The 26,245-nt window shown below is 60.5% G+C and carries 17 protein-coding genes and 2 pseudogenes; 10 read left to right on the forward strand and 9 right to left on the reverse strand.

What is annotated here, in order from left to right; genetic code table 11:
- Window positions 1–33 precede the first annotated feature (33 nt).
- From ACI48D_RS12000 to paaH, 3 genes and pseudogenes are all read left to right on the forward strand, one after another.
- A pseudogene (locus ACI48D_RS12000) lies at window positions 34–902 on the forward strand (acetyl-CoA C-acyltransferase); the annotation flags it as partial.
- Window positions 893–1,414, forward strand: coding sequence for a nuclear transport factor 2 family protein (locus ACI48D_RS12005; protein ID WP_435571450.1), 522 nt, complete (start codon window positions 893–895; stop codon window positions 1,412–1,414). The pseudogene ACI48D_RS12000 and the gene ACI48D_RS12005, both read left to right, overlap by 10 nt.
- Window positions 1,415–1,439: 25 nt before the next feature.
- Window positions 1,440–2,957, forward strand: a complete 1,518-nt coding sequence (paaH, locus tag ACI48D_RS12010) for a 3-hydroxyacyl-CoA dehydrogenase PaaH (RefSeq protein ID WP_435571451.1) — start codon at window positions 1,440–1,442, stop codon at window positions 2,955–2,957.
- A 58-nt stretch (window positions 2,958–3,015) separates the two neighbouring features.
- Here the strand turns inward: paaH and ACI48D_RS12015 are convergent, their stop codons facing one another.
- From ACI48D_RS12015 to ACI48D_RS12025, 3 genes are all read right to left on the reverse strand, one after another.
- On the reverse strand, window positions 3,016–5,157 hold the full coding sequence (locus ACI48D_RS12015; RefSeq protein WP_435571452.1) for a TonB-dependent receptor: 2,142 nt from the start codon (window positions 5,155–5,157) through the stop codon (window positions 3,016–3,018).
- A gap of 175 nt (window positions 5,158–5,332) precedes the next feature.
- Window positions 5,333–6,382: an AraC family transcriptional regulator gene (locus ACI48D_RS12020; protein WP_435571453.1), complete on the reverse strand. Its 1,050-nt coding sequence runs from the start codon at window positions 6,380–6,382 to the stop codon at window positions 5,333–5,335.
- A 43-nt stretch (window positions 6,383–6,425) separates the two neighbouring features.
- Complete coding sequence (locus tag ACI48D_RS12025; protein WP_435571454.1) at window positions 6,426–7,895, reverse strand: alpha/beta hydrolase domain-containing protein; 1,470 nt, start codon at window positions 7,893–7,895, stop codon at window positions 6,426–6,428.
- A gap of 373 nt (window positions 7,896–8,268) precedes the next feature.
- On the opposite strand from ACI48D_RS12025, the pseudogene ACI48D_RS12030 reads away from it, so the two are divergent.
- Window positions 8,269–8,502, forward strand: a pseudogene (locus ACI48D_RS12030) (transposase); the annotation flags it as partial.
- 93 nt (window positions 8,503–8,595) lie between these two features.
- Here ACI48D_RS12030 and ACI48D_RS12035 read toward each other — a convergent pair.
- Window positions 8,596–8,808, reverse strand: a complete 213-nt coding sequence (locus tag ACI48D_RS12035) for a transposase (protein WP_435571455.1) — start codon at window positions 8,806–8,808, stop codon at window positions 8,596–8,598.
- A 986-nt stretch (window positions 8,809–9,794) separates the two neighbouring features.
- Here ACI48D_RS12035 and ACI48D_RS12040 point away from each other — a divergent pair.
- The 3 genes from ACI48D_RS12040 to ACI48D_RS12050 all read left to right on the forward strand — a co-directional run bounded on the left by ACI48D_RS12040 (window position 9,795) and on the right by ACI48D_RS12050 (window position 16,131).
- Window positions 9,795–14,510, forward strand: coding sequence for a DUF3320 domain-containing protein (locus ACI48D_RS12040; protein ID WP_435571594.1), 4,716 nt, complete (start codon window positions 9,795–9,797; stop codon window positions 14,508–14,510).
- A gap of 303 nt (window positions 14,511–14,813) precedes the next feature.
- Window positions 14,814–15,530: a MarR family transcriptional regulator gene (locus tag ACI48D_RS12045; protein WP_435571456.1), complete on the forward strand. Its 717-nt coding sequence runs from the start codon at window positions 14,814–14,816 to the stop codon at window positions 15,528–15,530.
- The gene (locus ACI48D_RS12050) at window positions 15,520–16,131 is read left to right on the forward strand and encodes an RES family NAD+ phosphorylase (protein WP_435571457.1); all 612 of its coding nucleotides are present in this window, start codon (window positions 15,520–15,522) and stop codon (window positions 16,129–16,131) included. Before ACI48D_RS12045 ends, ACI48D_RS12050 begins: the two co-directional genes overlap by 11 nt.
- Before the next feature lie 1,522 nt (window positions 16,132–17,653).
- On the opposite strand, the gene ACI48D_RS12055 is transcribed toward ACI48D_RS12050, so the two are convergent.
- The 4 genes from ACI48D_RS12055 to ACI48D_RS12070 all read right to left on the reverse strand — a co-directional run bounded on the left by ACI48D_RS12055 (window position 17,654) and on the right by ACI48D_RS12070 (window position 22,339).
- A complete protein-coding gene (locus tag ACI48D_RS12055; protein WP_435571458.1) occupies window positions 17,654–18,313 on the reverse strand; it encodes a 3-hydroxyacyl-CoA dehydrogenase NAD-binding domain-containing protein in 660 nt (219 codons plus the stop codon).
- 78 nt (window positions 18,314–18,391) lie between these two features.
- The gene (locus ACI48D_RS12060) at window positions 18,392–19,972 is read right to left on the reverse strand and encodes an isocitrate lyase (RefSeq protein WP_435571595.1); all 1,581 of its coding nucleotides are present in this window, start codon (window positions 19,970–19,972) and stop codon (window positions 18,392–18,394) included.
- Between the two features lie 360 nt (window positions 19,973–20,332).
- Window positions 20,333–21,331, reverse strand: a complete 999-nt coding sequence (locus ACI48D_RS12065; RefSeq protein WP_435571459.1) for an oxidoreductase — start codon at window positions 21,329–21,331, stop codon at window positions 20,333–20,335.
- A 75-nt stretch (window positions 21,332–21,406) separates the two neighbouring features.
- Window positions 21,407–22,339, reverse strand: coding sequence for a LysR family transcriptional regulator (locus ACI48D_RS12070; protein ID WP_435571460.1), 933 nt, complete (start codon window positions 22,337–22,339; stop codon window positions 21,407–21,409).
- Between the two features lie 109 nt (window positions 22,340–22,448).
- On the opposite strand from ACI48D_RS12070, the gene ACI48D_RS12075 reads away from it, so the two are divergent.
- Genes ACI48D_RS12075 through ACI48D_RS12085 form a run of 3 tightly spaced genes read left to right on the forward strand, consistent with a single transcriptional unit; the run spans window position 22,449 to window position 25,710 of the window.
- Entirely contained in the window at window positions 22,449–23,540 is a 1,092-nt protein-coding gene (locus tag ACI48D_RS12075; protein WP_435571461.1) for a porin, read from the forward strand.
- Between the two features lie 19 nt (window positions 23,541–23,559).
- Complete coding sequence (locus tag ACI48D_RS12080; protein WP_435571462.1) at window positions 23,560–24,348, forward strand: substrate-binding domain-containing protein; 789 nt, start codon at window positions 23,560–23,562, stop codon at window positions 24,346–24,348.
- Window positions 24,349–24,390: 42 nt separating this feature from the next.
- A complete protein-coding gene (locus ACI48D_RS12085) occupies window positions 24,391–25,710 on the forward strand; it encodes an MFS transporter (RefSeq protein ID WP_435571463.1) in 1,320 nt (439 codons plus the stop codon).
- Window positions 25,711–25,719: 9 nt separating this feature from the next.
- Here the strand turns inward: ACI48D_RS12085 and ACI48D_RS12090 are convergent, their stop codons facing one another.
- A complete protein-coding gene (locus ACI48D_RS12090) occupies window positions 25,720–26,187 on the reverse strand; it encodes an Lrp/AsnC family transcriptional regulator (RefSeq protein WP_435571464.1) in 468 nt (155 codons plus the stop codon).
- Window positions 26,188–26,245: the final 58 nt, after the last annotated feature.

Below are 26,245 nucleotides of genomic sequence, written 5' to 3' on the forward strand. Positions count from 1 at the left end.
CCACGCCTTTAGCTGCGACCCCATCCGCACCCCGGCGGCGTCGAGAGCATGAGCCGCGCGCCTTTCGTCATGCCCAAGGCGGATAGTGTGTTTTCGCGCGCGAACAGGATCGAGGACACGACCATCGGGTGGCGCTTCGTCAACGCTTTGATGAAGCAGCGCTATGGTGTCGACGCCATGCCGGAAACCGCGGAGAATGTGGCGGCCGAGTACGGGATCGACCGCGCCTCGCAGGACCGCATGGCCCTCGCTTCTCAGCAAAAGGCGCTGGCGGCACAGGAATCTGGTTTCTTCGATGCCGAGCTGGTGCCGGTCATGGTCGCGCAGAAAAAAGGCGACGCAATCCTCGTCGGCAAGGACGAACATCCGCGATCGACCAGCATCGAGACGCTGTCCCGGCTCAAAGGTGTCGTGCGACCCGAGGGAACTGTCACTGCTGGAAATGCGTCCGGCGTCAAAGACGGCGCCTGCGCCCTTTTGCTGGCGGACCAGGGCAGCGCGGCCCGCCACGGCCGCGGTGCCGCCGCGGATCATGGGCATGGGGCCGGCGCCGGCTACGCGCAAGGTGCTCGCACTGGCGGGGCTGACGCTGGCAGACCTCGATGTCATCGAATTGAACGAGGCATTCGCTGCCCAGGGAATTGCCGTCTTGCGCGACCTGAGGCTCGCCGACGACGACGCGCGGATCAACGCCAACGGCGGTGCGGTCGCCCTCAGCCACCCCGCTCGGCGCTTCCGGTGCGCGACTGGCTACGACGGCCATCAACCAGTTGCACCGCATCCAGGGTCGTTATGCCCTCTGCACCATGTGCATTGGCGTAGGGCAGGGCAGGGCATCGCGATCGTGCTCGAGCGGTGTGAGACTTTTTCCAAACTCATTTAGAAGGAATGAATGCAAATGACAAGTATAGAGAATCAGGAAGCGCGGCTCCGTGCCGTCGAAGACCGGCTCGACATCCTCAACCTTTTGGCCGGTTCCGCACTCAGCTCGGACGCGGCTTCCGAAAGCTATTGGGAGGCAATGTTTGCCGATGGCGCCGTCATGGACCGCGGCGGAAATCGTGCCGAGGAAAGCCGGGAACAAATCATGGACATCGTGCGTAGTAGCAGCCAGGCCGCGGCGATCGAAAGTGGAATGGCGCATGCCATGGCAATGCCTCATGTACACATTGACGGCGATCGGGCGGTTGCTACCGGCTATCTGCAGGTCCTGGTGCTCGATCCTAACAGTCAGGAAGTCCGGCTTCCCGGCAAGGACGTCAGAAAGGCGCTCACCACCTATCACCTGACGGTGAACCGCTGGGAGCTGGCGCGGACGGCGGCCGGGTGGCAAGTTACTCGCCGCGTCATCCGTCCGATCGCCACCGAAGACGCCAACCAGATGCTGCGAAGCGGGATCGAAGCCGGCAATTGAATAAACTATCCGAAAAAGGACAACAATGAGTGAGTCAAGCGCACTCCCGGCATCGGTCGCCGTGGGCATCATCGGAGCCGGTGCGATGGGAAGCGGCATTGCCGCGGTCGCCGCCAGCGCCGGGCACCGCGTCTTGTTGCACGATGCGGATGCGCGTGCGATCGAACGTGCATTGGGCAGGCTCGCAAGCGAGTTCGACAGGCAGGTCGAGAAAGGGCGCCTGAGCGCCGAAGAAAGTAGTGCACGCCTGGCGCGGATCCACGCTGCGGAGACTATCGAGGCGCTCGCGCCCTGCGGCCTGGTGATCGAAGCGATCGTCGAAAACCTCGACGTCAAAGGCGCAGTACTCAAGCGTGTAGAAGCGGTCGTTGGCCTAGATGCGATCCTGGGAACCAATACCTCATCGATCTCGGTCACCGCGATCGGTGCGCACTTGGCGAGGCCGGAACGCCTGGTCGGAATGCACTTCTTCAATCCCGCCCAAGTGCTGCCGCTGGTCGAGGTGGTCAGCGGCAAGGTCACCGACCCCGTGATGGCGAAGACGATTTTCGACACCGCGGAAGCCTGGAAGAAGGTGCCGGTGCACTGTGTGTCAACCCCCGGCTTCATCGTTAACCGGGTTGCCCGGCCGTTCTATGGCGAGGCCTTGCGGCTGCTCTCGGAAGGCGCGGGCGAGCCGGCGACGGTCGATGCCATCCTGCGCGACGCTGGGGGCTTTCGAATGGGGGCGTTCGAACTGATGGACATGATCGGTCACGACGTCAACTATGCGGTGACCTGCTCGGTCTACGATGGCTTTTACCAGGATCCCCGCTTCACGCCTTCGCTGCTGCAAAAGGAGCTGGTAGATGCGGGCTGGCTCGGGCGGAAAAGCGGGCGTGGTTTTTATGACCATACCGTTCCCGCGCCGCCGGCGGCCGATGCTCTTCCAGCGGCAGCGCCGCTGCAGCTCACGATCGAAGGGGATCTCGGGTGCGCCGCGGCACTGGCCGCCATGGCCACCGGCGCGGGCATCGTCGTCGAACGCATCGGTGGATCCGGTGCGCTGCGCGTAGGCGGCGTGCGTGTTGCGCTCACCGACGGCCGAACCGCCACCGAGCGCGCGGCCGAGACGGGCGAGCCGTTCGTGCTGTTCGACCTCGCGCTCGACTATGCCAGCTGCACCCGGATCGCGCTGGCGGCGGCGGACCAGACGAACAGTGAGCAACTGGCGGCCGTGGTCGGCTTTTTTCAAAGGTTGGGAAAGGTGGTGTCGGTGATCGACGACGCGCCCGGCATGGTTGTCATGCGTACGGTAGCGATGCTGGCCAATGAAGCCGCAGATACCGTTCAGCAGAGAATCGCTTCTGCGCGTGATGTGGACCTGGCGATGAGGAAGGGAGTGAATTACCCACTCGGCCCTCTGGCGTGGGCCGATGCGATCGGCGTGCGAGCGATTTCGACAGTCCTGGAAAACCTGGCGGCGTTTTACGGGCAGGATCGTTACCGTCTCTCGCCACTGTTGCGGCGTCGGGCGCTCGCCAATCAATCTCTGGCCGGCTAACAGGCTGTCAACCGGTCCAGACGAAGTGGAGATGGCGCCGCGGCGCCGTCTCCATAGTTTAGAAATACGCGCTCAGACGCACGCCGGCGATACGAGGCGTCCCCAGACTAACCGTTGCGGGAAAGCCGGCGAAGGATGCCGCGTAGCTGGTCATGATGGTCTTGTTTTCGATGTTCCGCACATACGCCTGCACCGACCATTTATCGCCTGCCGCAAGGTACATCAGGCTTGCATCGCTCATGTGGTGAGCACCCTGCGTGAACTGCAAGCCGTTGCCATAGTCGCTGAGCACATACGACGCCGAGTAACGGGTGCCGACCGTGGCGTTGAGTGCGGCGCCGTTATCGAGAGAAAACCTGTGGGAATAGCCCAGTCCGACGGTGAATCTGGGCGATTTCTCCAGACGGTAACCGGACCAGTCGACGTTTGGCGTCGGCTTATAGGACGTGAAGTGGGCGTCCAGCCAGGTGGCCGAAAAACTGATCCTGTCATCGCTGCTGAGCAGGTACTTGCCTTCGATTTCGGCGCCGGAAACGCTGGCCTTGGCGGCGTTCACGGTCTGGGCGGCGTTTGATCCGGTGAAAGGATCGGTTACGATGGCGGTCAGTTGCAGATCGCGGTAGTCGTACTTGAACACATCGCCATTAATCTGCAGATGATTGTCGAGGAGTCGGCCCTTGAGACCGATTTCAAGTGAAGTCAGACGCTCGGGAGCGTATTGCAGGAATGCGTTGGTCGACGGCGTACCGTCATTGAAGCCACCTGCCTTGTAGCCGGTCGACAGCGTAGCGTACAGCATCGTGTTTTTTGCCAGCGCATAATCGGCGCCGACCCGGCCGGTGGTCTGCGAATAGGAGACGGCGGCATCGTTGACGCTACGGAAGAACTCGGGATCGCCAAGGACGGTGTAGCCCTTGCGCGACTTGTCGTCGTTGGTCCGGCGCAGTCCGGCCATCACATTCAGGCTCGGCGTTACGCGATAAGTGACTTCACCGAACGCCGCTTTTGAACGTGAGACGGCCGGATCTGAAAGGAAAATCAGCGCGCCCACGCCCGGGAAATTCCGGAATTCTCCATCGATGATCGATTGCTCGCGGAACCAGTACAAGCCGCCGATGGTCCGCCAGGCGCCAAAGCTCGAGGCCAAACGCAATTCGTGCGAGGTCTGGCTGAGGTTGGCCTGGCCCAAGGTATAGGTGCTCGGAACGCCATTGATGGCTTGCCCATCTGCCGAAGTGAAGTCCTGGGATAGGCTGCGGTGCGCGAGGAGGTAGGTAAGTTCACCCAGACGTGTGTTGACTTTGAGCTCGGCGCTTGCGCCATGCGCATCGCTTTTGTAATCGCCTTGGAGCGATGGCGTCGCGGTGCGCTGTGCGTCACCCGACTTGCTGGTGAAAATATCGTAGGGGACGTTGCCGGGGCCGGCACCTTTGCGCGTGCTCTTGTCGGTGCTCAACAATAGCGATACGTCAGGGCTGAATTTGAAGAAACCCTGGAGGCGTCCGGAAGTGCTGTCGTCGTCGTCGTAGTCGCTGGAGAAACCTTGGGTCGAGCGCAGGTAGCCATCGTGCTTGATGCTGGAAACCGCGGCGCGTATCGACAGGACGTCGTTGACTTTGCTGTTGAGCATGCCGTCGAATTTCATGTCATGGTAGTTGCCGTATCCGATGGCAGCGCTGCTTTCGAAGTGGTCGACAGGCTTATTGGTGATCAGGTTAATCGCGCCAGCGGTGGCGTTGCGGCCATACAGGGTCCCTTGCGGGCCGCGCAGGATCTCGATCCGCTCCAGATCGTAAAACGCCAGGCCGGCGGACTGCGGCCGGGCATAATAGACCCCGTCAACGTTGAACGCGGCCGATGGGTCGCCTTTTTCCGAAATGTCGGCGCTGGATACGCCTCGGATCGAAATCACGGTCGCGCCGCCATTATTCGAAATTTGTACGTTCGGCACAAGCTCGGTCAGGCTCGCTGCATTGACTGCGCCAGCCTCCTTCAGGTCTTCGCCCGACAACACACTCAAGGAAATCGGCGTTTTGGAGGCCGACTGGGAAATCCGTTGCGCCGTCACGACCACTTCCTGAATGGTGCTGCGATCCTGTGGGGGATCCGTTTGCGCCAGCGCCACGCCGTATTGCATGGCAAGACATACGGACACCGCCGTTGCGGTCTTGGTTTTTTTGAAGATTGCTTGGTCCAGCATTGTTTCGTCCCCTAATTAAATAATCTATTCTCGATTTTGGATGTCGCGTTAAAACCAATTAGAGAATACGGAAAGCGACTTTTCGCGTCTTACGGGAACTAGCCAAGGGTGACGGTTTATTGCCGGATTTTTCCCTGGGAGTGACAACAGAGGTATCGGTAAATAGGGGTTTGAATCACGCGGGTATCTCGTGCGGAGAGGAGGAGTATTTGCTTGCTTTCGAAATGCAGCATCGGCCTGCGCGGGTCTCCGATGGCGTCTCGCCAAATGCTTCGCGGTACTTCCTGTTGAATTCGCCAAGGTGGCGGAAACCCCAGTGGTAGGCGATGTCGGCGATGGTCTGGTCATCGAATTTCGCGTTCGATAATCCGGCCCGTACACGTTGCAGACGCAAGCCATGAACATACTGCATGGGTGTGGTGTCGCAAGCGAGGTGAAACGCCCGCGTCAGCGAACGAATGCTGCACGATGCCGCATCGGCCATATCGCTCAGCCTGATATCTGTTCCTAGATGCTGTCTGATGTAGTCGACTGCGTGCTTGAATTGGCGCGGCGAGACCTTTGCGGCCCGGCCAGACTCCATATGGTAATTGCTCGGCTGAATACTGAGCAAGGTCAGCATCAGCATCTCCTCCATGCTCGCCAGCTCCAGATGCGAGGGACCGTTCTTTTCTGCTGAATTCAATGTGGCGACCACGAAACGCAACAAGGAAGTCCAGCGAGTGCCAGCATCCGGCCTTTTGATCAAGGAGTCGAACCGGAGTCGCCCATTCGGTGCCTGGTCAACCATTTTGAAGCAGAATTCTTCGAAGCGGCGACGATCGAAACGCAGCTTCAATACTTCGGTGTCGGCGTCATACAGGAAGGTAGGGCTATCCTCTTCCTGGGAAATGAAAGTCGCGCCATTTGGAATGTAGGATGTCTTACCCTTTACCCCTAGTCCTGCCTTCCCCGAAATTGCAGTGGTCACCAGGATCGAGCCCACCAGACCTTGGGGAAAGATCTCGACCGTCCGACCGAATCTGAAGGTGGAAAGACCGATCGTGCCGCAAGAGGCAGCCCTGACGCGCACCTGACCGTCGGGTTGAACCGACGTCCCTTGCTGGAGCGCGATGAAAGGCCCCTGCATTTTCTCGATGACTGAACTGGCTTCGCCAAGATCGCATGTAGTCACCTTGGTATATCGATCGGCCAGGCTCAAGCAGGCTGCGCTGTCGTCTGTCACGTGGTCTCCTCACGGTTGCCCTGTGTTCGCTACGTCACTCAGATTATCTTGCCTCAAGCGCGCCGCAATCGAAAGTCAGCTGCCGCGCCTCGTTGACGGTTCGCTCGGCTTCTTCCGGAAGCAACACGCGGTCACGTAGGTTGACGTTCACGATGCGCTGCACTTGGTTGACGTATTCGGCATGACTACCGTAGCGCTGGCACATTTGCTGTGGCGTGAAGTCGATGTGATAGCCCGCCAATGTACATTTGCCTGAGCCATAGGCGCCGTTCTTTGCGCGAGGGGCATCGTATGCCGCTGTGTGGATGCCCCCTGATACGCGGCCTTGGGTATCGCGAACCAGTTGTTTCTGATCGTCGCTGACAAGGCGGGGAACCGTCGGCGGCGCAACGCCAGAAACCAGCCAGGTGTTCAAGCCTTTCAGGGCAGCTTTCATGACGTCGCCGTTCGGTACCCGGCTCCAAACCGGCGTGATTGCGCAGTCGGCGGCTTCGAAATCCGTCAGGCTGATGCTCGCGCCATCCGGCCCTTTCAGTGCATGGTCGCGCAGGATTTGAGGGTCCATGTAGTTGGCGATTTCGTCGACGGATTCGTGCGAGGCCCCGGCGACTTCCCACCAGCGCTGGTTCGTCGAATCGGGTTGTGGTGAGCCCTTCAGAAAGAAGTTCATGAACTCCGAGCCGAAGCTGACCAGTTTCGTCCCAAGATCGGTGCGCAGTGCGAACTCCGGGCCGCGGTCATACAACAGGAAACCATCGTAAATACCGTAAAGCGGTTGAATACTGTTGTAATACATGCCGAGTCGGAACGACGACTGCGACTCGCCGGCCGCGATGAGCCGCTCGACCTTGAATCCGCCCATGATTGGGGAAGCACCGCCGGCGACAGTCGCACCAACTTGCGAGAACACGTCCCAGCCGAGCACATCGCCGCCCGCACCGCGACCCGGGGGATCGATCTCTTTTCCCCCGACCGGATCCGAATTGGATGCAGCGAGTGTCAGTTTGCCGTAACGCGAAGGGTTGGACGCGATCAGGCCTTCGACGCCGACGTGCTGCGCACTCACGCCGACCCAAGCATATCCCTCGCGCACCAAGAGCTCGCGCACGGACGCGTAAACGAAATCGGCGTCATGACCGAGAGACACGTTAAGCCATTCGACCACGACCGTGCCATTGAAGCGTGCCGGATCTGCCGGTCGCCTTACAAGCACGCGCGACACATAGGGGTGGGCTTTATCGATCAGTTGGGCATTCGCCATGACATCCGGGATGCGATAGCGATTCGCTTTGCCCGCAACGTAAAACTCTTCCTCGACGTAGTTCTTCGTGGCGAGCTGCTGCGCATCGGAGTTTAGCGGTAGGCCGGCGCTTGCAACTCGCGTGACGGCTGCGGTGGGAATTGAGGGACTGGCGTTCACGCTTCCGTGTACAGCGAGACATGCGGCCAGGGACAGGCCGAATCCTCGTCGCAACAAGTCAATACCGGCGGCTGCTCGCGAAAATTGTTTCATTAATGGTCCTTAGTTGTAGTAGCTAATTGCCCAGCAAGACACCTTAATGTTCGTTAGTTCCCTTGTCGCCTCCGATAGCACGAGTTCGGAAGGTTCAAGAATTGGGCAAGTACAGCCGACATGGCCCTCCACGAAAGGTACGATGTCGTCGGCGGTTCTCCGCAACGATCTGCTGGCTGGTGATCCGGCATATAAGTATGCTGAAAGGTATGGTCCAGCATGCAGAGAGAGCCGTCCTAAAATAGTTCCAAAAAGTTCCGAACGTGTCCGCGCCTCGACTTTAAAATCGTCCATCGTTGTGAATCGCCACGACAATTGTAGACACTCCTGAGCCATAATTCTGGGCACAAGGAGAAGATATGAGTGGGAGTCGATACACACAGAGGAATTCAAGATTGCAGCGGTCAAACAGGTGGCCAAGCGGGGTCACCCGGTAAGCGAAGTAGCGGAGCGCTTGGGGGTGAGCATCCACAGCCTGTACATCTGGATAAAGCGCTATGGCGTGCCTGAAGATGAGCGCAAGACTGTGGATTCCCAGGCCGATGAAGTGCGGCGCTTGAAGGCCGAGTTGAAGCGCGTCGCAGAGGAGCGCGAGATCTTGAAAAAGGCCGCGATGGATTCAACCGATCAGTGCAACGCTTCAGCCAGTCTATCAATTGGTGTCGCGTAGGCAAGTGTTTTGCGAGGGCGGCTGTTCAGCTTATACGCGATCTCGTCCCAACTTGAACTCATTTGTGTATCGGCCACGCTGCCGATCAAGACCAGCATTGCCATGATGCTGATATGCCCCTACCCAAGTCCTGACAAGACTGTCAGCGATGTCGTACTTGGCGGCGAGGATTTTGTATCCTCCCTTTCCAGATAGGTAGTCACGGACCACCTTCCGTTTGAACTTGATGTCGAACACCCTCATAAAACCCCCAAGGTTGTGTCCAACTCTCGGGGGTCAGTTCAAACCCGGGGCGGTTCGGATCGGTAGGAATCGTAAGGTAGGGGTTCGTAAGGGGTTGATGAGTCAGCGAAAATTTTAAGGGTATGAGACAGGGTAGGGGGAAGCGAGCGAAGCGGGAAAGTCAGGCGCCATGCGGGTTTGCGACATCAATACGAATCCCACCGCCTCCGCCAGGAACAATTGTTTTAGAGAAATCTTTAACATTCATGAGACCCGCTAGCTATTAAGGCTAGCGGGTCTTTTGTCTTTTTGGGGTTGGATTTAACAATTGATACGAATCCCGCTGCGGGATTTGTATTGGACCACGCTCCCTACGGCGGACCATTGCCGATAGGGGGCAAAGGCCCAGTTGAGCGAAGATTTTAAGGGTAGGGTAGGGAGTGAGCTCTGCGGTGGTCCGACGTGCAACGGTTAAATTGCAGGAGGTCAATAGAGCATGGGGAAACGCTCGGTTGCACGCGAAGCGATGTGCATTGCACAGATGCAGAACCAGCCAGCTGTCAACCAAGCCACAAATCCAAGCACGTGAATGCCGTCGATCGCGCTGTCTCAAGTCGCCGCTCAGATCGCCTGCAGTGTAGGCAGTAATTCATGATCTCGGCGGCGCGCTCGTGGCCCGCGCCCCATCGCGAAACACACGTCGGCACACTGCCGCATAAGGTTCTGAGCATCGGAGGCCAGCCTTGCCACCAAGGGCTGAGGTATCACTTCCCAAAACAGCCGCGGCTTCAGATGCACTTCGTAGTCATAGCGCCGGGCCAGACGTTTAGCCTACCGTAGGCTTATCGTGTGACCAGTGGCATCGGAATTACCGCTTGGCTTTTTGCTCGTATAGATGCAAGGTGCACTGTCGATGTATCGATTACTTAATCGCAAGTTGTTACTTTATAATGTAGAGGGCGCTATGGCAGGTTGGTCGTACGCGCCTTTTTGAGAGGCCTGTGACCATGGCAAGCGTGGTTGATGATATTAGTAAAGCTGGGCGTCCGGATAAATCGGCCGTGAAGCGGCTTTTTGACGACACCCGTAAGCGGTTGATCGAAACCGGAACACGCAATCGCCTGGTGCACGTGAACCGAAAGAATACTCGTGCAACCGTTGTCAACGTCGTAAATGAACGGTCAGAAGACGTGTACCGGATCCTCGGCAGCGGCAAAGTGATGCGCTTCCTGGCCATTGGCCGGGACAAGGATGCCGAGGATAATGGTCTCAATCTAGCTGACGCCGGTGAGCCGGGGTTTGACGCCGAACGCTACACGGACGCCCAGCTTGAAACGCGAATGGGTCCTGACGCTCTGCAAAAGCGTCTTCTCAAGATTGCCAGGGAAGCCCAGACGGCAGAAGAAGAGTCCGGTATCAATATCCTGTATCTGGCCCTGGGATTCTTGACTTGGTTCGAGGATAAAATCTCTGCGGTACAGCGGGAAGCGCCGCTCATTCTGCTGCCCGTCCAGCTCACCCGCAACCAAAGAACGAATACATACGATATTCGGCTTAGAGACGATGACATCGTCACGAATCTCCCGCTCCAACAGAGGTTGAAGGAAGATTTCGGACTCGTGCTGCCCGAGCTAGAGATTGACGAAGCGTGGAGCCCCTCCAGTTATCTCGAACAGGTCGAGTCTGCGGTCGCTTCACAGGACAGCTGGCGTGTAGATCGCGATGGGATGCAACTCGGGTTTTTCTCCTTCTCCAAGCTGTTGATGTACCGTGACCTGGCCCCGGATGCGTGGCCGGACGGCGCCATTTCCGAACATAATCTGACCCGAGGCTTGCTTTATGAAGGGTTTGAACCCGAGCCACCCCTAATCGGCCGCGGTGATCGGCTAGATACTGTTCTGCCGCCCGAGAACATTTTCCATGTCGTCGATGCGGATGCCTCGCAGGCAATCGTCATCGAAGAGGTGCGTCAGGGGCGGAATCTGGTCGTCCAAGGGCCGCCGGGCACAGGCAAGTCGCAGACGATTACTAACATCATCGCGGCTGCGGTCAAGGAGGGCAAACGCGTCCTTTTCGTCGCAGAAAAGATGGCAGCGCTCTCGGTCGTGCATGACCGTCTGGTGAAGGTTGGTTTGCAGGATATGTGCATCGAGCTCCATTCCCGCACCGCGAACAAGAAGGACGTGCTCGCCGAACTGGCCAGGACGATGATGAAGGCCTCAGCCGTGCCTTCTATGCCCGGGCCACCGGCCTCGCTCACGAAAGTACGCGACAAGCTGAACGCGCTCGCTGCTGTGCTTCACCAGCCGATTGGGAGCTCAGGCGAGACGCCATATTCGGTGTTGGGAATCCAGTCGCGTTTCATTGGCATGAACGTCCCGGCCCCAGCCATCGACAGTAGATTGCTGGCAGCGATGTCGCGCGAACAGATGGACGAATTGCTGCACGCTGTCGATAAATATGGCGAACTTCTCGTCAGCGAAGGACAGCCGGAGCCCCATCCACTTGCTGGGGTGCAGAACCTGGCTCTGCAACCAGTGGCACTGTCTCGACTGGCAACTCAGCTGTCCAACGCGGGCGACGCCGTCGCGGCACTGAACGAGGCACTGATGAACGCCACGACCGTGCTCGGTGTCGAATTGCCGCCGACACGCGCCAGTTCGCGTCAACTTTTGCAGACGCTCGGATATATCGATGCCTTGCCGGTCGATGCCGAAGATATCGCGTCCAGGCTTCTTGCCGAGGCCAGCCTGGACCGACTGACGCAGGCCCTGCAGGCAGGTGCGGTGTGGCGCGTGGCCAAGGGCGAGGCCAAAGCCCAGTTCGTGGATGCGGCATTCGATGCCTCGCCTGTGCCCTTGCGCGGCGCGTTGTCGGCGGGTGCACAGTCCTTTTTCGCGCGTTGGGGAGGGGCGTATCGCAGCGCGTCGCGTGAGCTTGCCGGTATGCTGCGCGGGTCTCTGCCCAAGAGTCCCAAGGACAGGCTCGCCCTCTTGGATAAGCTCATCGACATCGATGATCAGAAAAAGCGCTGGAAAGCCGACGAATCATATTGCGCGAAGTGCCTGGGTGAGGCGTGGCGCGGCGAGCTGACCGATTTCAATCGATTACTCTCCATATCGGCCTGGTGCGAGAAAGCGCGTCAGGCCCCGCTGGGGTGCCCGTCGGAGGTTCTGGTTGCGCTCGGCGCCAAGCCTGAGGTCGTCAAGTGCATGAAACAACAGCTGGCCCAACTCGAGCCGGCGGCGGAGACGGCAGTGCGCGAAGCCATGAACGTGTTGCAGTTCACGCCATCGGTACTCGGGGATGAAGAGCCAGCCCATCACGAGTTGCCGAGAGTGCGCGACTGGCTCAAGCTCGTCTCTTCTTCCACGGACAAGTACCCGGGATGGTCGGCTCTGCAGAAAGCCCATGCTGCCATGGTAAGAGCAGGGCTGCCGGACGTTGCGGCAAGAATGCGGGCGGGTACGCTCCCTGCGGAGCAGGCAGTCACGGAGCTACGCTTCGCGCGTGCCGAACACCTCTGGAGTGCGGCACGCGAAACTTCGCCTCAGCTCCGCGACATCAGTGAGCTGGACCGCCATCAGCTAGTAGAGGAGTTCACGGCACTTGAGCGCGAGCGCTTGAAAGACAACGTCACGAGTATCGTGGCCGGCCATCTTGCACAGGTTCCGCAAGGCGCGATGGGTGAGATGAAGATCATCCGCGGTGAGATCGGAAAAAAGCGCGGCCACATCGCTTTGCGAAAGTTGTTCTCCAGCGCCGGTAATGCGCTGCAGCGGATTAAGCCCGTGATGTTGATGAGCCCTATCTCTGTTGCCCAATATATTCCGCCGGGAGCGCTTTCGTTCGATTTGCTCATCATCGACGAAGCGTCGCAAGTGAGGCCCGAAGATGCCCTTGGTGCGATCGCGCGGGCAAAGCAGATCGTGGTGGTTGGAGACCAGAAGCAGCTGCCTCCATCTTCTTTCTTCGCTCGTCTGCTGAGCGACGAGGCGGAGGACGAGACCGACGAGGACGGCGAGGAAAACCTGTTGGGTGACGCCGCCAAGGTCGTTGCCATGGAGAGCATCCTCAGCCTTTGCGAGGCGCGTGGATTGAACTCTCGAATGCTGCGATGGCACTACCGTTCTCGTGATCCCTCTCTGATTCAGGTATCGAACCGTGAATTCTATGACGACCAGCTGATCCTGCCGCCATCGCCCTTGCAGAAGAATCCCAATTTTGGCCTGACATTCACACGAGTGCCAGGTGTCTACGACAAGGGCGGAAAACGTGACAACCGGATTGAAGGCGAGGTCATCGTCACCCGCCTGGCCGAACATGCACGTTCACATCCGGATGTTTCGGTCGGCATCGTAACGTTCTCGTCCGCGCAAAAGAACCTGATTACCGAGCTGCTGGAACTGCGGCGTCGTACTGATACAGTCCTGAACGATTTTCTGCGCGAAGGTAATGCGGAGAGCGTCTTCGTCAAGAATATCGAGAACGTACAGGGCGATGAGCGCGACGTCATCTTCGTGAGCGTTTGTTATGGCCCGACCCTAGCAGGTGGCAGGCTCGCAAGCATGTCATTCGGTCCAGTGAACAGCGAAGGCGGCGAACGCCGGTTGAACGTGCTATTCACGAGGGCCAGGCTGAAGTGCGAAGTCTTTGCGTCTTTCCATCCGAGCGATATCGATCCGGGCCGCAGCGCGCGGGATGGCGTTCGCATCCTCAAGCACTATCTGGAGTTTGCGGATGGAGCACCACTGAGCGGTGTCGCCTCCTTCGGAGGGACTGCCGATTCGCCTTTCGAGGAGGATGTCGCGAACGTGATCCGTAGCCTGGGCTACCTGGCCGATCACCAAGTCGGCACGGCGGGTTTCCGCATCGACCTGGGCGTTCGACACCCTGACCGCCCCGGCGCCTACCTGTTGGCCGTCGAGTGTGACGGAGCAACCTATCACAGCGCTTTGTGGGCGCGCGAGCGGGACCGGCTTCGGCAAGATGTCCTCGAGCACCTCGGGTGGCGCTTCTATCGTATCTGGAGCACCGACTGGTTCTACAACCGCAAGAACGAGATCGAGCGTCTGCGGACCGCCCTCGCCAATGCGCATCAGGCGGCGGAACAGGCCATTCGACTCGAAGGCGCAAACAAGACGCGGCCAGTGGCACCCTTGGCTGACCAAATCCCGCCGATGCTGGATATGCCAGAGGCCGCCCTAAGGCAGATGCCGGCTTACAAGCGGTATGTCATTGCGATGGGGGCACAAGAACCGCACGAAGTGCCACTTCAGGTCGTGGTCGATCTGGTAACGCGCATCGTTCAGGAAGAAGGACCGATCCACGTGGAGGAGGCCGCCCGGCGGCTTGCGTTCTGCTTCGACAAGGAGAAAGCGGGAAGCAGGATCGTCGGTACGACGAAAAGTGCACTCGAGAAGGCCCAGACACAGGGCGCTGACCTGCTCACCGACGGCACGTTCTGGTATACGAGTGCTCACGTTGATGACACGCCAGTCCGCGATCGCTCGAACGAGTCTGGAGCTACCTTGAAAGCTGCAAGCCTTTCCATGTTGGAGGTTATGGCCGCGTTAAGGATCGCTCGAGCGGACAACGCCGGCGGGGAAGATTCAGAACTGATACGTTCCGCGGCACGCTTACTTGGATTCAAGCGCGTTGGTGCCGAACTTCAGGAGCGGCTGGCTTCGGGCTTGACAGCCGCAAAACAGAGCGAGATGTGATCCCTAATACACTTAGCAAAAGTGGCCTGTTGCCGGTTCCAGTGCGTAACGGCTTCCAAATGATGAATCCCCTTGGGAAGCTCTCATAATTACTCGCTCTATTGCGGAGTAGCCTCGTACGTGGGCACGTACAGTCACCGATGACCGGTCGAACTGGCTGCTCGGTGTCGTTGGCGATATGTTAGCTGGACAGGATCCGTAGCTCATCGCGCCTTGTCGGGCCACTGGCACTACAGGCAGGTGGTTGACGCGGTTGACATCAGGCCGTAATCCGGTAAACTCAGCTCGAAAGGAGTGTCAACCATGTCAACCAGTACTGATAAGCGCGCGCCCGCTGCGCCAGCCAAATCTCGCAGTGCGACCGGCCTTGCCAGTGGTAGAGTGCCATCCGCGTTCATGCCCGGGTCGGTAGAGCAGGCTAGCGATCTCGGGGACGGCTACCTGATCGTCAAAGTCGTACCGCCACAACAGCGCCGGAAAGGTGGCGCTGACCAAATCTCGGCCGTTCCTGACGACCAGTTGCGACGCCTGTTGCAGCGCCTGATCAAGCGGCCTGCGCAGGTCGGCACGACGAAGGAGGGCAAGTCGCGGGTGACTAAGCGCATCGACGAAGACAACGCGGCACTGCTGGCAAAGATGGATGCCGGTGCGATGGCGCGGCGCCAGGAACTGCACGAAAAGGGTCTGTTGATGACATCGGCGCAGCTATGCGAGCGCCTCGGTATCAGCCGGCAGGCCGTGAGTAAGGCAGTCAAGGATTACCGGATGTTCTGGGTCGACGGCCCATCTGGTGCACAATGGTATCCGGACTTCTTCGCGACAGGCCAGGCTCACCGCCGGGACATTGAGCGTGTCTCCGTCGTACTCGCAGATCTGCCTGGCGCAGCGAAGTGGCAGTTCTTCACCACACCCAAGCACTCGCTCGACGGCCGAACGCCAGTTGCCGCGCTGGAGGCAGGCGACGTTGAACAGGTGGTGCGCAGTGCGGCTGAGTTCAAGGAGCGCAATCTTGGCCGCTGAGTCGCTGAAGCCGCCGTCCGAGGCCTTGGCGACTGATAGATTTCCGAAAAAATACGTGTCACCGACGCGTCTGGCCCGCATCTCCGCTTACCACACCGGCGAACCTTATTTCGGCAAGTCGGGCAACAACCGCTTCGATGCGCCCGGTGCTGCCACCGGGACGCCCGAGTTTGGCGTATGCTATTTGGGCACCAGCCTTGAGCTCGCGATGGCTGAATCGATCCTGCATGATGAGATACCCGTCAACGGTGCGTTCACCATCACCCGAACGCAGATCGAGGGCCGTTTCGCTTTGTACTTTGGCGGTCTGCCGCTTCACTTGCTCGATCTCACCGGACCATTGCTGAAGCGGTTGGGCGGAAACGCCGGCCTCGCGGGAACAACCGATTACCGTCTTACCCAGCAATGGGCACGCGCGGTGTACGACAACCCAGCGGGCTACGACGGTTTTCTCTACATGTCGCGCCACCTCAATACCAAGCGTGCCGTTGCCCTGTTCGATCGCGCAAAGAGCAAAATCCAGCTGGCGTCCTACTCTCCGCTGGCAAATGCAGTCGGGTTCAAGGCGGCGGTGAAACGCTTTGGCATCCAATTCACATAATCCGTGGTGTCAACCGTCCGGCAACTCGTTCTCCCAGCCGGCAGCCTTGGACCGACACCGTGGCTTGATGCGTGGTTTGGGCTTGGCCAGATCGATCGCTAGAGATTCAGCGTGCGCGTTGTTGAGCTTTTTGGTTGGCACACCGAATGAAAATCGTTTGGTGCATGGGATCGATATTTCTGGGGCAACAGGTAACCGTCACTGTAAAACGCCTCTGGAGAATCGTGGCCTCGAGCCTCAAGGCTTTGAGTTGGCGCAGAGTTATTCGAGAGTCATCCCGTCCATACAGTTCGCAGAGCTACCGATTACAAAATACCTGCAAGGCCTGCGAGTGTCGTCATCACCGACATCATCGCGATTGGTGCCTCCTGACTGCTCAGGCCACAAGGGGGATGGCGCGTAGCTGAGCGTCAAGGGGAGTGAGGTGTCGATAATACGGTGCGCCGCTCCATCTTGTTCTTTGCAAGCAGCTGCTCGAAGATTTCCTGACTGCGAGCTTGGTGTAAATTCCGAAACCATCGGCCAACCGGATGGTAGGAAGGACCGAGGCATGCAATATTGATAAAGGTCCCGGGTGAGCTCAGCCGATGTTGACCCATATTGAATAGCCGTGTCAGCGGGCCGGCCGGAATGGTAGGATGAGAGGACGTCACGCGCTGCAGAGGTAGCGAAAATTTTAAGGGTATGAGATAGGGTAGGGCTAAGCGAGCGAAGCGGGAAAGCCAGGCGCCATGCGGGTTTGCGAAGGTCAATACGAATCCCACCGCCTCCGCCAGAACATCACCCTGGATTTTCAGGGAAATCAAGGAACCCGCTGTTCTCATAGAGGCAGCGGGTTTTTTGTTGTCTATATTGTCCAGCGATGTCCTGGTGGCGCTGCGAGGTTTGCGGGCATCGTTGGGACATGTCTGGCCCCGTCAGTCTGGATGCCCCTACAATGCCGAAACCCGTACAACCCTTGACCCGGCTCCAGCTCGAAGGGAGAACAGGCTGAGCTTTGGAGTCTTCCCCGAGGTCTCGCTTGCTGACGCAAGGGCCAGGCGCGACCAGGCGCGTTCGTCCGCTGACTTCTGCCAGCTGTCTGGCCTCGTGCCCCTGGATCATGGTGTTCATGCTGCAACAGTCGCTTGTCGAAAGGGCATGGCGCGGCTGTGTATCGCGCTCGATCCCGCCAGCCGGCGTTACCGGAACTGCCCAGTCGGATGGCGCGGGCAACTCGGCATCGCGCATTTCAGCTTCATCAACTGTGCCGTCAGGTACCGGGGGTACCGCATCGGAGAGCCCCACCTCACCGGCAACCCGGGCCTCGATGTGAACGTGCCACTCCCCCAGTAGATAGGGCGAGCCCGCCTGAAACCACCTCGATCCAGGTCAACCGCGAGGTAAAAAACCTGGGTAGGAATCGAGCACCATGCCGCTCGACCTGAACAAGCTGCCCGCGCTGGCAGTGGCCAAAATAAGCAAGACCTGGAAGGCCGGCGCCGCTCCAGGGCGTCGGCTGGGAACCTTGAAAGAATTCGCTTTAGTGGCTCAGCGTGCGAATCCTGTTCAGCAGCGCAAGCACGGTGCTGAAGACTTCCTCCGAAGTCTCTTTACCACGGACGAGGTCGAACGACACCAGCGGGTCTGCAGGGTTCGAAACACGCATCCCCAGCACCTCGGTCGGGCGCCTCGTGAAACGGGCAAGATGATTGATCCCGGCAGCCGCATGATCGGTCACCAGGATCGCGCTCTGCTTGACGAGCTCATCCAGCCGGAGGAACAGCTTTTCCGCCGCAGCCATTTCGGGGGAAAGCCTTGCGAGAATCAGGTCGCAGTCCTTCAGGTGGTGAAAGTTCGCCGCACCAGTCAGCAAGGCCATGCGCCTGTCGCGCTCGTCGGGGACGAGCTGACCCGCGGCGACCAGCTTCTCGTAAGCGGACCGTGCCAGCGCGACGGCCTGGACGGTTGCTTCGCGGCGGCTGTCGAACATCGTTACCGGAATGTCCGCGTCGAGCAGGTGCATGGCGATGGCGACGCCCGTGGCGTCGCTGCCGATCATCCCGACCCGTCGAATCGGCCGCAAGGTGTCGTTCGCGGGCAGCCCGGCAGGGCGGCCCATCTGGGGAAGGGCGCTCGCGCCCGCATGGATTAGCGAGGCCGGCGCGGGGGCCTTGTTGACCTCATAATTGGCTTTATTCATTCGTACTCCCGGATAGCGTCGGTTTGATAGCGGAGCAGGGCGCCGTCGTTGACGAACGCCCGCGTTCCGGAGAATGCGTCAGAACTGATTCATCGTGTTGAGCTTGCCGCCGGCTTTCAGTGCAGCTGCACCGCTGAAGTAATCCTTGTGGTCGTCGCCGATATCCGAACCCGACATGTTCTGGTGCTTGACGCAGGCAATTCCCTCACGGATCTCCTTGCGCTGGACACCCGCCACATAACCCAGCATGCCCTGGTCGCCAAAATAATCCTTCGCCAGATTGTCGGTGGACAGTGCCGCGGTATGGTAGGTCGGCAGTGTGATCAGGTGATGGAAGATGCCGGCTTCGCGCGCGGAATCGGCCTGGAAGGTACGGATCTTCTCGTCGGCCGCACGTGCCAGTTCGGTATCATCGTATTCGACGCTCATCAGCATGTTGCGCTCGTACGCGCTGACATCCTTGCCTTCGGCTTTCATGCTGTCGAATACCTGCTGGCGGAAATTCAAGGTCCAGTTGAAGGATGGGCTGTTGTTATAGACCAGCTTTGCGTTGGGAATGAGCTTGCGAATCTCCTTCACCATGCCGCCGATCTGCGCGATATGCGGCTTTTCCGTTTCGATCCACAACAGGTCGGCACCGTGCTGCAGCGAGGTGATGCAGTCCAGCACGCAGCGTGCTTCGCCCGTCCCTTCGCGGAACTGGAACAGGTTGCTCGGAAGCCGCTTCGGACGCACGAGCTTTCCATTCCGATTGATGACCACGTCGCCATTTTTCATCGAGTCGGCGGACACCTCTTCGACGTCCAGGAATGCGTTGTACTGGTCGCCAAGGTCGCCAGGTTCATGCGTGACGGCGATCTGTTTCGTCAAGCCTGCTCCCAGAGAATCGGTACGCGCCACAATCACGCCATCGTCGACGCCCAGTTCGAGGAAGGCATACCGTACCGCGCGGATCTTGGCGAGGAAGTCCTCGTGCGGAACGGTGACTTTGCCGTCCTGGTGACCGCATTGCTTTTCGTCGGAGACCTGGTTTTCGATCTGGATACAACAAGCGCCCGCTTCGATCATCTGCTTGGCCATCAGATAGGTTGCCTCGGCGTTACCGAATCCGGCGTCGATGTCCGCGATGATGGGCACCACGTGGGTCACATGCTCGTCGATCTGGCGCTGGATGGCCTCCTTGGCGGCGCCCGAGGCGGCATCGAGCTGGCGAAACAGGCCGCCAAGCTCGCGGGCGTCGGCCTGGCGCAGGAAGGTATACAGCTCCTTGATCAGGCCGGCGACCGCCGTCTTTTCATGCATCGACTGGTCGGGCAGGGGGCCGAATTCCGAACGCAGGGCCGCCACCATCCAGCCCGACAGGTATAAGTAACGGCGATCGGTGTTATTGAAGTGCTTTTTAATCGAGATCATTTTTTGCTGGCCGATGAAGCCATGCCAGCATCCAAGCGACTGGGTGTACCTGGACGGGTCGGCATCGTAGGCCGCCATATCGGCGCGCATGATCCGCGCGGTATGGCGGGCGATGTCGAGCCCCGTTTTAAAACGGTTTTGCGTCCGCATGCGCGCGGCCGATTCCGGATTGATTGCATTCCACGCGCTGCCGTGCAGGGTCTTGAGGCTGGCAATGGCTTGAATATCGTTTTGATACTGAGACATGAATAACTCCAGGGTTTGCGGATTGAATGAAAAAGCCGGTTGACTTGTCTCAATAATAAATAGGTTTGCTGCACTGCGACGATGCGCGCGCAGGATATGTAAAAGAAATAAATCATTTAAATACAAGGGATTGCGATCTTGTTTCCGTATCGTGGAACGGTCTCTTGTGGTGCGAAATATTCTTGCGCTGCACGGCAGCAGGGAGTTCATAATGCGGAATCATGTTCGGCGTTATGAAAAAAAGGGCGCAACAACACATGAATGCGGGACGCGCTCGCGCTGCGGCGAGGCCGGCGCAGCCCTTGCAGGCCGCGCGGATGGGAAAGCGGTTCCGGCGCGCGGCGCCGGATCTTCCGTTTATCAGGCGGCTATTTTGACGACGGTGCGTCCCTTTACGCGACCTTGCAGGAAATCGTCGAAAGCGGACGGCAAGGACTGGAGCTCGATCGTCCGGGTAATGTCGTGCAGATGGCGTGGCTTGAGGTCGGAAGCCAGGCGGCTCCAGACACGTTCGCGCGTCGGCGAACCCATGTAGCCGGAGTCGATGCCGAGCAGGCTCACACCGCGCAGGATGAAGGGGAACACCGTGGTGTCGAGTTTGATGCTCGCCGCATTGCCGATGCTGGCGACGGTACCCGCCTGCTTCATGGTCGCCAGCATCCAGTGCAGGATCGGTCCGCCCACATTGTCCACCGCGCCGGCCCACTGTCCCGCCTCGAGTGGCCGGACCTTCTGATGATCGATGGAAGAAGTCAGCTTCACGCCGCTTGCCCCGAGCCCGCGCAGGTAGTCCTGCTCCGCTGCCTTTCCCGTCAGGGCAAGCACCTCATACCCCAGGCATGCCAGCATGTCGATCGCCAGTCCGCCGACGCCGCCGGTCGCGCCGGAGACCACGACCGGGCCTTTGGCGGGAGCCAGGCCGTTATCTTCCATCCGGACGATCGCCAGCCCGGCGGTGAAGCCGGCGGTGCCGAGGGCCATCGCTTCGAACAGCGTCAATCCGCCGGGCAAGGGGATCACCCAGCTGGCCGGTACACGAGCGTATTCGGCGTAGCCGCCATGGTGCGAGACGCCGATGTCGAAACTGGTGGCGATCACCCGGTCCCCTGGACTGAACCGGTCGTCGCTGCTTTCCACGACTTCGCCCGACATGTCGATCCCGCCCACGCAGGGAAAGCGGCGGATGATCTTGCCGGCTCCGGTCGCCGCAAGCGCATCCTTGTAATTGATACTCGAGTAATGCACGCGGATCGTGACCTCGCCTTCATCGAGCTGGTCTGGCGTCATGCGGACAAGCTGGCCGCGCACCGTGTCGCCGGCTTTGTCGATAAGAAATGCGCTAAAAGGGCTTCGTTCCATGATGAATCCTTTCTGGCAGGGCGGAGATCATCGGATGATACAGGCAAGTCGCCTCAGCCTTCGCACCGCGAACATTCAGCCCGGATCGCCTTCGTCCAGCGTCGTCAGCGGGCGCTTCACCAGCGCCTCCACAAGCATCTCGAACAAGGTCCGCGCGGCAGGCGCCATGCTGTGCTTGCGCTTGCAGATCAGTCCCAGCGTCCGCTTGATCTCGGGATTCACCAGCGGCACGCCGATGACGATGTCCTGGCGCCCGGGCAGCACCGAGAGATTGGGCACCGCGGCCACGCCCATGCCCGCCTCGACGAGGGCGAGCACGCCGGAGACGTGGTTGACCTCCCAGGAGATGAGGGGGTGTTTTTCGACACCGGCGAGCGCGGCGTCGATGACGCTGCGGTTGCCGCTGGACTTGGCGACCGAGATATAGCGCTCGTCGACCGTCTCTTTCCAGCTCAGCGAGCGGCGCTTCGCCAGCGGATGATCGCGCCGCATCGCCAGCACGTACTTCTCGACGTAGATCGGTTCGAACACGATCTCGGGGTTTTCCGCCCCGGTGAAGTTGATCCCGAAGTCCGCCTCGCCGCCCAGCACCAGGTTCAGCACATCCTGCGCGCTCTCGTCATGGATGCGCACGCGGATGCGTGGAAAGCGCGCGCTGAAACGCGTCAGCACCTGCGGCAGGAAATGCCAGACGGCGGACGGCACGCAGGCCAGCGTGATGGTCCCGGTGCGGTGGGCCGCGAGGTCGGCGACACCCAGCACCGCGTCTTCCAGGTTGTCGAGCGCGGTCCGCACATTCACCAGGAAGGTCTGGCCCACGTTGGTCAGCTGCACCCGGCGGGTGGTGCGCTCGAACAGCTTGACGCCCAGGCCTTCCTCCAGCTTCTCGATCCGCCGGCTGAGGGCGGATTGGGACAGGAACAGATCGGTGGCGGCCTGGCGAAAACTCCCGCGCTCGGCGACGGCGACAAATGCCTGCAAGTCATGAATGTCGTAATTGATGCGCATGACGCAATAATACGCGGGAAAATTGCAATTTTCAAATTATACCGTTTGACGGATCATTGGCGCACCCAAGGATCAGCCTCATCAAGAAGGCACAACAAAAGGAGACAACGTGCGCCATTCCTGCGCCCTTACCGCATTGCTCGTTTCGAGCACCACCTGCTTCGCCCAGACGGGTGTCGACCTGTACGGCATCGTCGATGTCGGCCTGCGCGCCACCGATGGCCTCGGCGCCAACAACGCACCCACGCCGCCGGGCCGCACCAGCGCCGTCAGCAGCGGCGTCGACCAGACCAGCCGCTGGGGCATCAAAGGGCAGGAGTCGCTCGGCGGCGGCCTGAAGGCCCTGTTCCGGCTCGAAGGCGGCATCAACGCCGATACCGGCGCGCAGGCCAAGAGCGACCGCCTGTTCGACCGCCAGGCCTGGGTCGGCCTCGATTCCCCGTACGGCCAGCTTGCCGTGGGACGCCAGGCGAGCCTGCTGTCCGACGCCCTCATCCCCGTCGATCCGATCGGCAAGCGCTTCGCGTCCCTGAACCCGAACATCAACGTGGCGGGCCTGAGCAACACCGCTTTCGGCACGCACGCCTTCGGGCGCCAGTACGGCCCCAGCGGCTATTCGGACAATTTCTACCGCCTCGACAACACGGTCAAGTACACCGGGACCGTCGGTCCATGGCAGGCGCGCGCCGCGTATTCGTTCGGCGAAGTGGCGGGCGATGCCGCGGCATCGTCGAGCCACGGGGTGGCGCTGGCCTACCAGCGGCCCGACTGGGTCGTCTCCGGCGCCACGATGCAGTTCCGCAGCCGTGAAGGCCTGCCGCTCGACGCCTGGAGCGTCGGCGCGGCGCTCAAGCTCGACGCCTGGCAGTTCAAGGCCAACGCCGCGCGCAACGTGGCCGACACAGGGCCGGGCAAGACCGTGCACCAGCGCGTGCTGTCGGCAGGCGTGAGCCGCCAGGCGGGGCGCGACCTGCTCGTCACCACGGCCTGGTACGGCGTGCGGCGCGAAGCCACGGGCTTCCGTGACGACGGTTTCGACCGCGGTTTCCTGTTCGTCGAAAAGACGCTGGGGCCGCGCACCACCGCCTACGTGGAAGCCGATTACACGGTCTGGCGCGGCGACGCCGCCGGGCTGACCGCATCCCGCTCGAACGACCGGCACGGCACGGGCATGACGCTCGGCCTCATGCAGAAATTTTAAGAGAGACAAGGAGAACATCATGCGACCACATCACCTGAAAAACACGGTACTGGCGGCGCTCGCCGCGTTCGCGCTGGGCGCCGGCGCCGCAGCCCAGGCCACCGACCTCCACGTCGTCAGCTCGGGCGGCTTCGCCCAGGCCTACAAGGACCTGTCCGGCCGCTACGAAAGCGCCAGCGGCGACCACCTGGTGTCCGAATGGGGCCCCTCGATGGGCACGACGAAGAATGCGATCCCGGCGCGCCTGGCGCGCGGCGAGCCGATCGACGTCGTGATCATGGTCGGCGACGCGCTCGACAAGCTGATGGCAGAGGGCCGCCTGGAACCGGGCAGCAAGGTCGTCCTCGCCAACTCGCCGATCGCCTGCGCGGTCCGGCATGGCGCCGCCAAGCCGGACATCCACACCGTCGACGGCCTGCGCGCCGCCTTCCTGGGCGCGCACAAGGTGGCCTATTCCGACAGCGCGAGCGGCGAATACATCAAGCGCGAACTGCTGGACAAGCTCGGCATCCGCCAGCAGATGGAAGGCAAGGCGGCGCAGATTCCCGCCACCCCGGTGGGCGAGATCGTCGCGCACGGCGAGGCCGATTTCGGTTGCCAGCAGAGGAGCGAACTGAAACCGGTGCAGGGCATCGACATCGTCGGCCTGCTGCCGCAGGAAGTGCAGCTGAAGACCGAATTTTCCGGCGCCGTGGTGCGCGGCGCGAAGCATCCGGAGGCGGCGCGCGCACTGCTGCGCTTCCTGGCTGCGCCTGCCAACGCGGGCGCCATCGAGGCGACCGGGCTGGAGCCGGTAACGGCGCACTGAAGCACATCTGAATCACATCTGAACCACAAGCGAGAGCGCATCATGTCCACTCATTCCACCGCCAAGGCCAGCCAAGTGGCGCCTGCCGCGTCCGCGTCCGCGCGCGCCCCGTCGAAGCTCGCTGCCGTCATCCGGGTCACGAGCGGAAACTTCATCGAAATGTATGATTTTTTCCTGTTCGGCTTCTACGCCCACCAGATTGCCGGCGCCTTCTTCCCGACCTCGAGCGAGTACGCCGCGCTGATGATGACCTTTGCCACCTTCGGCGCGGGCTTCTTCATGCGGCCGCTGGGCGCGATTTTCCTGGGCAGCTACATCGACCGCATCGGCCGCCGCAAGGGACTCGTGCTGACGCTGGGGATCATGGCGTCGGGGACGGCGCTGATCGCCTTCGTCCCGGGATATGCCAGCATCGGCCTGCTGGCGCCCTTGCTGGTGCTGATCGGGCGCCTGCTGCAGGGCTTCTCCGCCGGCGTGGAACTGGGCGGCGTGTCCGTCTACCTGTCCGAGATGGCAACGCCCGGCAACAAGGGCTTTTACGTCAGCTGGCAGTCGGCCAGCCAGCAGCTTGCCGTCATCTTTGCCGCCGCGCTGGGCTATGGCCTCAACCAGGCCATGCCCAAGGAAGTGATTGCCGATTGGGGCTGGCGCATTCCGTTCTTCATCGGCTGTTCGATCATCCCGGTGGTGTTCTATATCCGCCGCTCGCTGCAGGAAACCGAGGCCTACCTGGCGCAGAAGACCCATCCGACCTTCCGCCAGATGATGCGTACGATGGCCTCGAACTGGGCGCTCGTCGCGGCCGGGGCCGGGCTGGTCGTCATGACGACGGTCGCGTTCTACCTGATCACGGTGTACACGCCCACCTTCGGCAAGAGCGTCCTCAAGCTGAGCACCGCGGAAAGCCTGCTCGTGACCTTGTGCGTCGGGGTGTCGAATTTCATCTGGCTGCCGGTCATGGGTGCCCTCTCGGACCGTATCGGACGCTGGCCCGTGATGGCCGTCTGCTCGGCGCTGGCGGCGCTCACCGCTTACCCCGCGCTGTCGTGGCTGATCGCGAACCCGAGCTTCGGCCACATGGTGCTGATCGAACTGTGGCTGTCCTTCCTGTACGGCAGCTACAACGGCGCCACCATCGTCGCGCTGACGGAGATCATTCCGGTCCAGGTGCGCACGACCGGGTTCTCGCTGGCCTACAGCCTGGCGACCGCACTGTTCGGCGGCATGACGCCCCTGATCTCCACGTGGCTGATCGAAGCCACCGGCGACAAGGCGGCCCCCGGCTTCTGGATGGCGGGCGCCGGCGCGATCAGCCTGTTCGCCACCTTCCTGGTGTACCGCGGCATCGTCAAACAGCGGTAAACCGGGCCGCTACAAGGGGAGGGCCGTCTCGTACTTCACCTCCCGCAGCGCCACGCTGGTGTTCACCTGCGACACCCCGTTCAGCTTCACCAGCACGTTGTGCAAGAAGTCGTGGTAGGCATCCATGTCGGCCACGACCACCTTTACCAGGTAATCCGAGCTACCCGTCGTCTCGTAGCACTCGACCACCTCGGGCCTCAAGCGCATCGCCTGCTCGAACTGCTCGACCACCCCCTCAGCATGGCGCAGCAGCGACACGTGCAGCAGGCAGACGACCGCCAGCCCCAGCTTGCGGCGGTCGAGCAGGGCGGTGTAGCGGACGATGTAGCCATTGTCCTCCAGCTCCTTCTGGCGCCGCCAGCAGGGGCTGGCCGACATGCCGATCTTTTCGGACAGTTCGTTGGACGAGATCCTGCCGTTCTTCTGCAGCTCGGCGAGAATTTTCACGGATGCGCCATCAATCGAAAGATTTTTCATCTTAAGGGATCAAAGTAGACAAGTTCTTGCGATTCTAGCGCCGGGAGCCGAGCAGATA

This window comes from Massilia sp. LXY-6 (genome assembly GCF_051233485.1).
Classification (GTDB): Bacteria; Pseudomonadota; Gammaproteobacteria; order Burkholderiales; family Burkholderiaceae_D; genus Telluria.